Below are 11,977 nucleotides of genomic sequence, written 5' to 3' on the forward strand. Positions count from 1 at the left end.
TCATCAAGGTCATCACATCCGGAAGACGCCGTAGGAGACGGGCTCGAGCGGGGCCTGCGCACAGACCGAGAGGGCCAGGCCGACAACGGTTCTGGTGTCGGCGGGGTCGATGACGCCGTCGTCCCAGAGGCGGGCCGTGGAGTAGTACGGGTTGCCCTGGTGTTCGTACTGCTCCCGGATCGGGGCCTTGAACGCCTCGAGATCCGCCTCGGACTGGTCACCGCGGACGGTGGCCAGCACGGAGGCCGCCTGCTCGCCGCCCATGACCGAGATACGGGCATTGGGCCACATCCACAGGAAGCGCGGCGAATACGCGCGCCCGCACATGGAGTAGTTGCCCGCGCCGTAGGAGCCGCCGACGACCACGGTCAGCTTGGGCACGCGGGCGCACGCCACCGCGGTCACCATCTTGGCGCCGTGCTTGGCGATGCCGCCCGCCTCGTAGTCGCGCCCGACCATGAAGCCGGTGATGTTCTGCAGGAACAGCAGCGGGATCTGGCGCTTGTCGCACAGTTCGATGAAATGCGCGCCCTTCATGGCGGATTCGCTGAACAGCACGCCATTGTTGGCGACGATGCCGACCGGGTGGCCGTGGATGCGGGCGAAGCCGGTGACCAGCGTCTTGCCGTATTCGGCCTTGAACTCCTGGAATTCGCCGCCGTCCACCATGCGGGTGATGACCTCGCGCACGTCGTACGGGGTGCGCAGGTCCACCGGGACCACGTCGTACAGCTCGTCCTGCGGCGCGATGGGATCCACGGTCGGCGCGACATCCCACGGGGTCGGGGTCTTCGGGCCGAGGGTGGCCACGATATTGCGCACGATGCGCAGCGCGTCCTGATCGCTCTCGGCCAGGTGGTCGGTGACACCCGAGGTGCGCGAGTGCAGGTCGCCGCCGCCGAGCTCCTCGGCGGTGACCACCTCACCGGTGGCCGCCTTCACCAGCGGCGGACCGCCCAGGAAGATGGTGCCCTGATTGCGCACGATGACGGTCTCGTCGCTCATGGCGGGCACGTACGCGCCGCCGGCGGTGCAGGAGCCGAGCACCGCGGAGATCTGCGCGATGCCCTTGGCGCTCATGTTCGCCTGGTTGTAGAAGATGCGGCCGAAGTGCTCGCGATCGGGGAACACTTCGTCCTGACGGGGCAGGTAGGCGCCGCCGGAGTCGACCAGGTAGATGCACGGCAGGTTGTTCTGCAGTGCCACCTCCTGGGCGCGCAGGTGCTTCTTGACCGTCATCGGGTAGTAGGTGCCGCCCTTGACCGTCGCGTCATTGGCGATGATCACGCACTCGCGCCCGGAGACGCGGCCGATGCCGCCGATGACGCCCGCGCCGGGTGACTCGTCGTCGTACATGCCGTTGGCCGCCAGCGGCGACAGCTCCAGGAACGGGCTGCCGGTGTCCAGCAGCTGGTCCACCCGCTGGCGCGGCAGCAGCTTGCCGCGCGCCAGGTGCCGCTCCCGCGCCCGCTCCGGTCCGCCCAGCGCGCTGACGGCCAGCCGCTCCCGCAGCTCGTCGACCAGCGCCAGATGCGCGGCCCGGTTCCCGGTCCGTGTGCCTTCGGTCAGCGTCATCCGCTCCGCCTCCCCGTTCGGCCGATCCGGCCGCTCGGTTAGTCACCAATAACTGGAAAATAAGATAATCTTCACTAACTGAGTTGTCCAGCACCGACGAGAGGGAGCCACGGTGAACACTGCGGAAACCGTCACGCTCACCCGTCGTGAGCAGCTCAAAGCCCAGCGTAGGCAGCAGCTGCTGGAGGCGGGGGCGCGGCTCATCGCCGATCGCGGCTTCCTGGGCATGCGGCTCGACGACCTGGGCGCGGCGGCCGGAATCAGCGGACCCGCGGTGTATCGGCACTTCCCCAACAAGGAGGCGCTGCTGGTCGAGCTGCTGGTCGGCATCAGTCAGCGGCTGCTCGACGGCGGCCGGGCCGTGGCCGAGCAGGCGGCGTCGCCGCAGGAGGCGCTGAGCGGGCTGGTGGATTTCCACCTCGACTTCGCCCTCGGCGAGCCCGAGCTCATCCGAATCCAGGATCGCGACCTGGAGAACCTGCCGGAGTCCGCGCGCCGTCAGGTGCGGCGCACCCAGCGGCAGTACGTGGAGGTCTGGGTGGCGGTGTTGCGTGAACTGCGGCCGGAGCTACCCGAGCAGGCGGCGCGCGTACAGGCGCACGCGACCTTCGGCCTGATCAACTCCACGCCGCACAGCGCGCCGGCCAGCGCGACCCGCGCACGGCCGGTGCTGCGGCAGATGGCGCTCGCGGCTCTGGAGTGAGGTCGGCACTTGGGCTGAATTGCCCTGGCGCGGTAGGGATGTGGCGCGGGCGGAGATGATCCGCCCGCGCGGAGCGGGGTCGGGCGAGGTGACCCCGCAGCCCGACGAGCCGGCGACCACGCCACGGCACCGGGCACTCGCGGCGGCGGGCCGAATCTCCCCGAGCGCGGTCGGGGACGGTGGCGCGGGCGGATGTGAATCCGCCCGCGCCACCGTGTTTCTCAGTTCTTCGAACCCGTGATCCGGGTCTGGGCCGCGGCCAGGCGGGCGGCGAATTCCGGGGATTCGAGGGAGGCCAGCTGCGGCACCACCTCGGTGTTCACCGCCTCGGCGTGGGCGGCCAGGGCGCGGGTGGCGCGCATGGTGCGCTTGGTGGTGATGAGCAGCTCGCGCGGGACTTCCGCGGTGGCAGAGGCGAATTCGACGGCGGCGGCCACCAGGGCGGCATGATCGCCGTCGACGACGCGGTGCACCAGACCGGCCTGCGCGCCGGCCTGCGCGTCGAGCACCTCACCGAACAGCGTCATGGCCGTGGCCTGCTGCGGACCGACCGCGCGCTGCAGCATCCAGGTCATGCCGCCGCCCGGGTGGATGCCCAGGCGCAGGAAGCGAGCGTCGAAGCGCGCCTTGGGATTCGCGAATCGCACGTCCGCGGCCAGGGCGAGGTTCAGGCCCGCGCCGACCGCCGCGCCGCCGACCGCCGCGACGGTGGGCAGCTTGCAGCGCGCCACCGCCAGGAAGCCCTCGTAGATGGCCCGCAGGCCCTCCTCTTTCGCCTCACCCAGGGCGGTCAGGTTCGCGCCGGCGCAGAAGGCCGGGGGCGTGCCGGTGACCACCAGCGCGTGTACCGAGTCGTCGGCCTCCGCGTCCGCCACCGCGTCCGCGAGATCGGCGGACAGGTCCAGAGTCAACGCATTCCGCTTGTCGGGGTCGTGCACCGTTACGAGCGCCACTGAGTTCAGGCGCTCCACCTTGATCTCCGCCATGGCCCCAGATGGTAACCCGCGTCACCGCCCGCCCAACTCGCGCTCCGCGGTTCGCAGCACCATGACGAAGCCGCCGCGCACCACCGGCAGGAAGATCCGCGTCCACAGCGGCGCGAGCACGGGCGCGGCGATCTCGAAGGTGGACGACCAGCGCACCCGGGTGCCGGACGCGACCGGCGCGCAGGTGATGGAACCCTCCTGATGCCGTAGCGGCGGAACGGAATTCAGCAATCGGTAGCGCATGAGGCGGGGCGGATCGTATTCCACGATCTCCTCGGTGAGGCGCAGCAGCGGGGTCACCACCAGGCGCACCGCGCCCGCACCGTTGCCCGCGGTATCGCCGGGACGCACCAGGGTGACGCGGCGAACCATCGGAACCCGTTGGTAATTGGCGACATCGGTGAGCCAGTCGAAGACGTCGGGCGGTGCTGCCGCGATGGTGCGTTCGACATCGACCGTGCGCATGCCGGCTCCGTTCTGGTGGACGCGGATCCTGTGGGCAGCCTACGAGATCGGCGGCGCGGCGTCGACGGAAATGCCTGGTGACTACCATTGCGAATATGACCGTCGAGGAGCAGCCGCAGCGCGTGATCCGCCGCCGCCCGAAGAACCGGCGCGCCCAGATCGCCGCCACCTCGGCCGCCGCCTTCGGTTCGCTGGGCTATCACGGCGTCAGCATGGAGGACATCGCCGCGCGGCTCGGCATTTCCTCGGCCGCACTGTATCGCCACTATCCGAGCAAATACGCGCTCTTCCGCGAGGAGTTGCTGCGGCTGGCGCGACTGACCGCGGAGGCCGCCACGCCGCCCGACGAGTCCGAGGGCCTGTCCCCGCGCGAACGGCTGGACCGCGTACTGGATCGGTTGATCGCCGAGACCATCGCCAATCGCGCCACGGTCACCCTGGTGCGCTGGGAGCGCCGCTACCTCGACGACACCGACCGGCAGACCCTCGAGGAGCAGTTCACCGCGGCGCTGACCACCCTGCGCGGGCTCATCGCGGATGTGCGGCCCGAACTGGACGGGCACAGTCGCGCGGTGCGGGCGGTATCGATACTCAGCGTCATCTCCAGCATTGGCGACCATCACGCCACGCTGCCCATGAAATCGCTGACGGCCCTGCTACATTCGGCCTGCGACGCCATCATCGCGACCGAGCTGCCGCCCGAGGGCACCGTCGCCGAGCCGCCGCGGGCGGTGGAGATTCCGCAGAGCTTCAAGCACGAACTGCTGCTCAAGAAGGCCGTCGAGCTGTTCCACGCGCGCGGCTATCCGAACGTGAGCGTGGAGGACATCGCGGCGGCGGCGGATCTGTCGGCGGCCTCGGCGGTGTACCGCTACTACCGCAGCAAGGGCGATCTGCTGGCCGCCGCGTTCCGCCGGGCGGCGGATCGGGTGTCGGGGGCGATCGGGCCGGCGGTGGCGTCCTCGTCGAGTCCGACCGAGGCGATGAGCAAGCTGGTGGAGCTGTATGTCGCGGGGTCGTTCGCCGAGCGCGAGTTGACCTTCGTGTACTACGCCGAGTTCGGGCACGTCGCCGCCGAGGAGCGCACCATGCTGCGCAATGTGCAGCGGCTCATCGTGACCGAGTGGGTGCGGCTGCTGGTGGCGGTGCGCCCGGAACTGTCCGAGGGCGAGGCGCGCATCCTGGTGCAGGCCGCCTTCGGTCTGGTGGTGGACCTGGGCCGGGAGTTCGGCGGGTATCCGGCGATCTGCCCGCAGCCCAGGGTGATCCGGCTCATGGAGGTCACCCTCTTCGGAGCCGGGACGCCGGAGTCCTGAGGGCTAACCGGTCAGGGTTTTCAGCGGGGTGAACGGCGCGTAGTCGCACACGTGCCCGTTGTCCCAGTCCCACAGCGAGATCGGATCGACGGCGACGCCGCTCTGCAGGATGAGCCGCCAGCCGGCGTCCTCCCGCTGCCAGATGTCGCCGTCGCGGTCCCAGTAGAGGCCGATGGTGTTCGGTTCGACCGTGTCACTCCGACTCATGGTCTTCCTCTCATAGCTACCCGTCAGCGATTGCGTGACTTCGGGCGGCCGGGCTGCGGCGCGCATGATCGCCGCCAGGCACGGCCTCGTAGTCCTCGCTCCTGCTTATTGCGGTCACCATTGGCAATCCCGGTGTAGCGGTCATGCCGAAAAGTATTCGCCGCCACGCTTCCGAGACTCTTTCGTGGTGATTAGGGCTTCTCTTCTGAGCAAATATATTTGCCAAACATTCGCCGATGGTTGAAGCTGCACGCGCGAGTCGAATTCACTCACCGGTTTCCGCCGTTTGCGGCCGCGTCGCGGCGGAATAATTGCTGTCCTATGGTCGAACCGATTCACGTACTCGGCCCGATCCAACTCAGCATAGAAGACCAGTCGGTTGGTTTGGGGGCCATCATGTTACGGACTGCGCCGGCCCGCCTCGCCGCTGCGAGCGGCCGCGCCACCAGCGCCGATCGGCTCATCGACGATCTGCGGGAAGGCAATCCGCCGCCGACCACCCTGCTGATGCCGCAGAGGCACATTCACAATACGAGGGGCTCACAGATCTCCGGCTCACCGCGGCGGAAATGCACGCGGCGGTGGAACTGGAACGCAATCGGCTCACCGAGATAGCCATCGAACTGCGCACCCGCTTCTGTGCGCATCCCGAACGCGAGAAAATCGCCCGGCTGCGCACTACCGCGCGAGTATCCGGGCGCCGAATACAGCATCGACCCCAGTCCGGCACGGTGGGCGAGACCTCGCGGGCCGCGGCCCACCAGGCCGACGGGTCCTACCGGACAGGACACCTCGAGCGGCGCCCTATCCGGACCTGCCTGGGCAGGATCAGGGACGTCGCCGATCGTTGATGCGGGATACCCACGCGGCCGGTAGATCGTCGGAAAGGACCGGCGCGCCGAGAATTTCATCGTCGAGACCGAACGCGTCCAGCAGCGTCGGTAGGTTGTCGGCGAGGTTGTCGAGGGCAAGGCGGAGCTGCTGCTTGATCGTCTTCACAGCGTCGATGTCGAGCAGGCCGCGAGTGAGGTACCAGGTGGCGTGCTGATCCAGGTAGCTCAGTGCGAAAACGTCACGCACGGCGATGATCTCGGGATGATCGGAATACTGGTGGAGCAGCTGCAGCGCCTCTTCGGCGCTGTACGCCTCGGCCAGCTCCAGCGCCTCCGGAATGATCGCCAGCCGGGCGTCGAGCCCCGGCGTCGTCAGGTAGTGCTGCGCCTCCTCCACGATCGTCAGAGTGCGTGCGCTGAACAGGCTCATGCGGTCGCCGGGATCCGCGCCATCGTGCACGCGGACTTCGGGGACCGGCTTCCCGGCCAGGTGCTTGGCGAGGACGCGGCCGGCCACGGAGCCGAGCACGTGGCAGTCGCCCTCGCCGGTGATGGCCGCGTGGCAGACACCGAGATAGTCGGCGACCCGGTTGGCGCTGAACATGCCCTGGGCGGCCATCTTGAGGCGGCTGTTGGTCACGGACTGCAGGGCGTGCGGCTGGATGTAGTGCTTGGCCAGCATCACCGAGACGACGGTGTCGCGACTGGTGAGATCGCTGCCCGCGAGCGATGTCTTGATCGCGTTCCCGTAGATCGTGCGGGCGACGGTGCCGGCCAGATCGGTGAGCAGGGTGTCGCGCACGTGCGGGATATCGGCCATGAGCGGACTGTCGAACGGTGTCAGCGGCACCACCCGCTTGGAGGCGTAGCGCAGCGCGATGTAGAGCGCGGCGCGGGCGGAGGCGTTCAGGCAGGACGAGAGCGCCAAGCGTCCCACGGTGAGCTGACTGATCGCCGAGGCGAATGCCCGCTTCCGGCTGGTCTCGTCGTGCCAGGTCAGCACGCCGTCGTCGTCGATGGTGGCCAGGTCGTTGCTCAGCCAGGCACTCCGCTCGACCCGGAGGTTGTCGAAGCTGATCACCGAGTTGTCCATGATGACCAGCGGCTGGTGGTCGAGCTGGGTGATCGTCACGCCGGGCGCCGGTTCGCCGTCGGCGCCGCGCAGGCGCGCCGTGAACAGATGCACGCCCTGATCGACGCCCGCCGCGTCGATGTAGCGGGCGCCGACGACGCAGACCCGGGACACCGGGATACCGACGCTCGGCATGAATTTGCGCGCCCGCGGGTTCGGGGTGTTGATCACGAACCCGTCGCCGTCCCAGGTCGCGCGGGTCTGCATGAACTGGATGTTGGAGCCGCACCCGTACTCGGTCAGCAGCATGACGCCGATGGCGGAGGCGTCGTCCAGATCCTCCAGATACGGTGCGGCCGAATCGGAATCGGTCAGGGTGGCGAGGCTGCCCGAGGCCAGGTTGTAGTGGCCCGAGATCAGCGGAATCAGGTCCGTCGCCAGCACTGCCGCCCAGTCGAACACCGCGAACAGCTGCGGGAGGCGGGTAGCGACATCGCTGGTGCTACCGATCTCCTGGACCAGATATCGCAGCTGGTCGTAGGCGTTCTGCCGGCGCTCCGCCTGGCTCTGCTGCTCCGTGACGAAGTAGTCCGGGTTGCTGAGCACCTTCTGCAGCTGCTGGTCGAATGCCAGGTCACCGTGCCGAAGCAGCTCGGCCAGCGATTTCCCTTCCTTGCGCCCGTGCGTATCCATAACCGCCTCCTACTCATTCACGATCCCAGCGGCGATTCGTCCACCACCGGGCATGCGAGGCGATCGCTGCCGAACTTCGATGCACCGGGGGCCACCGTTGGCGCACGCTCACACGGACACCGCGGGGACCGGAAAAAGGGAGCCGGGCGATCACCTGTCAAAAGTTCGACGCACCACACACCTTCACGTGAAGTCCCCGCGGCGACGGTTGCCCGATCTGGTCCTGTCGCCGGGGTGGCAGGTGTGTTCGTACCGGTTGGGCAGCAGTGCATACCCGCTGATGAGCCGACATCGCGGCCGCGTCGAACTGCGGCAACACCGTTGCCGCAGAACTACCTTCGACCGACCGTGTCATGGATTGTATTGTTACACAAATCGTGTCGCGGCTCACGGTGAACAATCACAGCGCGAGGCCACGATGGGTCCGACGGGCCGGAAACTACACCTACACAGCGGGAAACGGCCTAGTAGGCGGGAACACCACGGGCAACTCGGTCAGCGCCCGGTGGAACGGGCCGGGCCGCCACACCAGATCGTCTGCGGCGACCGCCAATCGGATTTCCGGGAGGAAGTCCAGGAGCTGATCGATGACCTCCTGCGCGAGCAGACGCCCGTACGACTGGGCGTGCACAGGGCAGGCGTGATCGCCGGAGCTGAACGCCAGGTTCCATGCGTTGCCGAGGGATTCGCCCGGGTTCAACTCCGGATCGGTGTTGCAGGCGGCCATGCTGATGATGACCGGCTGATCGGCCGGCAGCCACACGTTCTCGATCAGGGTGGGCTGCCGCGGGTAGGTGATGCAGTAGTTCGCCATCGGCGGGTCGGTGGCGAGCCGCTCGCCGATCGCGGTGCTCGTCGGCAGCGGAATCCCTTGTACGGCACTGGTGAAGCGACTGTCGGTCATCATCAGCAGCAGGGTGTTGGCGATGAGATTCAGGGGCGGTTCGACACCTGCCGCGAACAGCAGGACCAGCTGATGCACCATCTCCTCGTCGGACAGCCCGGCGGGATGCTGGACCAGTCTGGTGGTGACGTCGTCGCCGGGCTGAGCCCGCTTCAGCGCCGTGAGGTCGAGCAATGCCTCGCCCATGCTCGCGTTCACGGTCTCTGTATCCACGCCGTCGAACATCGCGGCACTGGCGGCCGCGACGCGCTGACCGATGTCCGGTGGACAGCCGAGTGACTGACAGAAGACCGAGAAGACCAGCGGGAGGGCGTACTGGCTCAGCACGTCGGCCCGTCCGTCCGCGCAGAAGGTGTTGACCACGGGGATCGCGGTGCGCTCCACCATGGATCGCACCGAGTTCAGGTCGATCCCGGCCAGGGCGTCACTCAGCGCCTTGCGGTAGCGAGTGTGCACCGGGCCGCTGGTGCGAATCGCGTTGGGCCGGTATTCGATCATCGGCATGATCGGGATATCGGCGGGCACGGACCGCTGCCAGGCACTCGGATCGGCCGGAAAATGAGTGGAGTCGTTGAGAATACGCACGGCGGTCGCGTATTTGACGACCAGGGTCGCGGGTATGCCCGGCCAGATCTCGACCGGCACCAGCGCGCCATAGTCGCTGCGCATCCGACGGTAGTACCCGTGGGGATCGGCGGCGAATTCCTGGCTGTAGATCGGGATTCGCGGACCCATGTCCTCGACCGGCGACTTCGAGCTGGCGGTAGCACCCTGTTGCGTGTGCTGCGGATACACGTAGTCTCCTTGGAATCGGTTGCGGCAGAATAGTACCCAAGGCAGCGTCGGCCCCCAAGGGCCCGCAGGTTCGAAACTGCCGGTTAACGAGGTTTCGGGCGGGTTACACGAATCGGGCCGGAAGGCGTTGTGTCCATGAGAATTATGGCGAAAATCGCCGCTGTCGTCGCGGGGGCGGCAGTGCTGTCGATGGGAACGGCGCAGGCTGCACGCCCGGCTGGGTGACCGCGGTGTCGAACAGCGCGCGGTACGTCGGTGAGTCCGGCATCATCTGGTCCTGCAGCAACTGCAACGCTGACCGGCTGCGATTGCGGGTATCGCTCTCACACCCGGTGATTCGCCGGTAGTCCCGCGGCGGCGAAGCCGTGGACGAGGGCCGCTACGGCGAACTCGAAACGGGTGCGGTCGTCGGTGCCCGCGCCGGTGCGTGCCGCCTGCAGGATCAGCGGGAATTCCTCGGGCTCGAGGGTTTTCAGGTAGTCGACCGACCCGGGATCGCCCGCCTCGTTGACGGGAGCCGTACGGGCTTCGGAATTGGCGTGGGCCACCACGAACAGCGTGAGCGCGTTCAGGGCGTCGAGGGCGGGGCCGAGGTCGAAACCTGCCTCCACCAATAGTTTCAGGCCGCGTTCGGCGGTGTGCAGGGTCTTCGGGGTCACCGCGGGCCGGGTCGCGACCAGCGGCAGCGCGCCGGGATGCGCGAGCAGCGCGGTCCGCAGGGCGCGGGCGTAGTCGACGAGGACCGATTGCCAAGGGCCGTCGGTGAATCCGGCGTCGGCCTCGGACATGACGCGCTCGACCATGCCGTCGAGCAGGGCGTCCTTGTTCGGGACGTAGTGGTACAGGGTCATGGCTTCCACGCCGAGTTCGGCGCCGAGCTTGCGCATGGACAGCGCGGCCAGGCCGTCCCGATCGGCGAAGGCGAGCGCCGCGTCGAGCACCTGCTCGCGGGAAATGCCTGCTCGTTCGGCTCGGGTGCGCTTGGCGGCCATCGGTTTTCCTTCCGGTGTTGACAACTCTTACGTCGTAAGTGAATCATAGTCCACAGCAACGAACTCTTACGACGTAAGAGTTATCGGAAAGGGAGAAACCGCATGACCACCACCGTCGCCGACAACAAGACCGTCATCACCGCGTTCATCGACGCGCTCAACCACGGCCTCGAGGGTGGGTCCGAGTGGGTCCGTTACCTGTCCCCGCAGGTGATCGACCACAACAAGGTGATCTTCGGGGAGGAGGACGCACCGGGCGCCGCCATCGAGGGCTTCCGTCAGCAGCTCGCGGCCTTCAGTGCCGTCGACGAGCAACAGAGCGGAATCCTGGTGCAGGAGTTGATCGGTGAGGACGATCGGATCGTGGCGCGGCTGCGGGTGATCGGCCGCCACACCGGCGCGCATGCCCGGATGCCGGAGCCGACCGGACGCACCTGCGACGTCGAGCAGATCTGGATCTTCACCCTGACCGACTCGCGCATCAGCGAGATCCGCGCGGTCAGCGACCGGCTGGGCATGTTTCTTCAGCTGGGCTGGGACTGGCCGGCCGTCGACTGAGCGCCGACGGCCGCGAGTCATGGGCCCGGGGCCGCCAGGACCGGAATGTCCTGGCGGCCTTCACACCTGGCCGACCGCTACGCGGTAGTCGTGGTCTGCGGCGGGAAGGTGTACGAGGAGCCGGTGCCCAACGCCTTCGCCATCATCGCGAAGAGGTCGTTGATTGCACTGCCGCTGAACATCGCGCCTCCTAGACGACCGGCGGCGTGGTGGTGCCCGCGCCCGGCTGGGTGATCGACGTCGACGATCCAGAAGTCACGAGGTGAGCGAAGGCCAGCAGGAGGTCGGTGAAGCCACTGCCCGTGTAGATAGGCATGGGGTGAATCCTTTCGAGATTGTTTTCTTCAGTGCGAATCTCTTCGCGTAGCGGCGGTGCGAACTACTTCGCGTTGCGGCGCTTGGCCTTCGGGCCCTTGGGGTTGTAGCTCGCGGTGGAACCAGCGCCGAGGAACTGCAGCACCTGGGTCATCAGGGCGCCGATGTCGACGGTGGTTCCGCCACCGGTGGGGGGAGGAGTGGTGGTCATGGTGTTTCCCTTTCTTTCACGACGCGGACAGACCCCCTCGATGTGTGGTTTCTTCTCGGGACCGCCGCACGGGGCCGATGTGACCCCGGGTATTGGCTGCGGAACTGGTGTGCCGCAGGGCTATTCGGGATCGGCCGCCATCGCCTGGACCAGCGACGCCGGCCGCATATCGGTCCAGTGCGCTTCGACATAGTCCAGGCAGCTCTGCCGGCGGGCCGGACCGTGCGCGACGGTCCAGCCACCGGGGACGGCGGCGAACACCGGCCACAGCGAATGCTGGGCCTCCTCGTTGACAAGTACGTAGAACTGCGCGTTTTCGTCATCGAAGGGATTGCTCATTGGGGTTGCCTTC

The 11,977-nt window shown here is 67.6% G+C and carries 14 protein-coding genes; 3 read left to right on the forward strand and 11 right to left on the reverse strand.

Annotated elements, in window-relative coordinates; all coding sequences use genetic code 11:
- Positions 1-12: 12 nt before the first annotated feature.
- Positions 13-1,575 (reverse strand): carboxyl transferase domain-containing protein, encoded by a 1,563-nt coding sequence (locus tag ABZV44_RS15665; protein WP_354836434.1) that lies wholly within the window; start codon positions 1,573-1,575, stop codon positions 13-15.
- A 112-nt stretch (positions 1,576-1,687) separates the two neighbouring features.
- Between ABZV44_RS15665 and ABZV44_RS15670 the strand changes: the two genes are divergently transcribed.
- A complete protein-coding gene (locus tag ABZV44_RS15670) occupies positions 1,688-2,278 on the forward strand; it encodes a TetR/AcrR family transcriptional regulator (protein WP_354836436.1) in 591 nt (196 codons plus the stop codon).
- 221 nt (positions 2,279-2,499) lie between these two features.
- Here the strand turns inward: ABZV44_RS15670 and ABZV44_RS15675 are convergent, their stop codons facing one another.
- Positions 2,500-3,264 carry an enoyl-CoA hydratase gene (locus tag ABZV44_RS15675; protein ID WP_354836438.1) on the reverse strand — a complete coding sequence of 255 codons (765 nt, stop codon included), beginning with the start codon at positions 3,262-3,264 and terminating at the stop codon, positions 2,500-2,502.
- A 21-nt stretch (positions 3,265-3,285) separates the two neighbouring features.
- Positions 3,286-3,729, reverse strand: coding sequence for an SRPBCC family protein (locus ABZV44_RS15680; protein WP_354836440.1), 444 nt, complete (start codon positions 3,727-3,729; stop codon positions 3,286-3,288).
- Between the two features lie 95 nt (positions 3,730-3,824).
- Here ABZV44_RS15680 and ABZV44_RS15685 point away from each other — a divergent pair, with 95 nt between their 5' ends.
- Positions 3,825-5,045: a TetR family transcriptional regulator gene (locus tag ABZV44_RS15685; protein ID WP_354836579.1), complete on the forward strand. Its 1,221-nt coding sequence runs from the start codon at positions 3,825-3,827 to the stop codon at positions 5,043-5,045.
- Between the two features lie 3 nt (positions 5,046-5,048).
- Here ABZV44_RS15685 and ABZV44_RS15690 read toward each other — a convergent pair whose 3' ends face one another.
- From ABZV44_RS15690 to ABZV44_RS15710, 5 genes are all read right to left on the reverse strand, one after another.
- Positions 5,049-5,252, reverse strand: coding sequence for a hypothetical protein (locus ABZV44_RS15690; RefSeq protein WP_354836442.1), 204 nt, complete (start codon positions 5,250-5,252; stop codon positions 5,049-5,051).
- Between the two features lie 524 nt (positions 5,253-5,776).
- Positions 5,777-5,965, reverse strand: coding sequence for a hypothetical protein (locus ABZV44_RS15695; protein ID WP_354836444.1), 189 nt, complete (start codon positions 5,963-5,965; stop codon positions 5,777-5,779).
- Between the two features lie 115 nt (positions 5,966-6,080).
- Positions 6,081-7,850, reverse strand: coding sequence for an acyl-CoA dehydrogenase (locus tag ABZV44_RS15700; protein WP_354836446.1), 1,770 nt, complete (start codon positions 7,848-7,850; stop codon positions 6,081-6,083).
- A 445-nt stretch (positions 7,851-8,295) separates the two neighbouring features.
- Complete coding sequence (locus tag ABZV44_RS15705; protein WP_354836448.1) at positions 8,296-9,549, reverse strand: cytochrome P450; 1,254 nt, start codon at positions 9,547-9,549, stop codon at positions 8,296-8,298.
- 323 nt (positions 9,550-9,872) lie between these two features.
- Positions 9,873-10,541, reverse strand: a complete 669-nt coding sequence (locus tag ABZV44_RS15710; RefSeq protein WP_354836450.1) for a TetR/AcrR family transcriptional regulator C-terminal domain-containing protein — start codon at positions 10,539-10,541, stop codon at positions 9,873-9,875.
- Positions 10,542-10,643: 102 nt separating this feature from the next.
- Here ABZV44_RS15710 and ABZV44_RS15715 point away from each other — a divergent pair, with 102 nt between their 5' ends.
- A complete protein-coding gene (locus ABZV44_RS15715) occupies positions 10,644-11,099 on the forward strand; it encodes an ester cyclase (protein WP_354836452.1) in 456 nt (151 codons plus the stop codon).
- A gap of 190 nt (positions 11,100-11,289) precedes the next feature.
- Here the strand turns inward: ABZV44_RS15715 and ABZV44_RS15720 are convergent, their stop codons facing one another.
- The 3 genes from ABZV44_RS15720 to ABZV44_RS15730 all read right to left on the reverse strand — a co-directional run bounded on the left by ABZV44_RS15720 (position 11,290) and on the right by ABZV44_RS15730 (position 11,964).
- Positions 11,290-11,415 (reverse strand): hypothetical protein, encoded by a 126-nt coding sequence (locus ABZV44_RS15720; protein WP_354836454.1) that lies wholly within the window; start codon positions 11,413-11,415, stop codon positions 11,290-11,292.
- Between the two features lie 63 nt (positions 11,416-11,478).
- A complete protein-coding gene (locus tag ABZV44_RS15725; RefSeq protein WP_157184737.1) occupies positions 11,479-11,625 on the reverse strand; it encodes a hypothetical protein in 147 nt (48 codons plus the stop codon).
- Between the two features lie 120 nt (positions 11,626-11,745).
- Positions 11,746-11,964, reverse strand: coding sequence for an MbtH family protein (locus tag ABZV44_RS15730; RefSeq protein ID WP_354836456.1), 219 nt, complete (start codon positions 11,962-11,964; stop codon positions 11,746-11,748).
- Positions 11,965-11,977: the final 13 nt, after the last annotated feature.

The sequence above is a fragment of the Nocardia sp. NPDC004860 genome (assembly GCF_040609015.1).
Taxonomy (GTDB): Bacteria; Actinomycetota; Actinomycetes; order Mycobacteriales; family Mycobacteriaceae; genus Nocardia.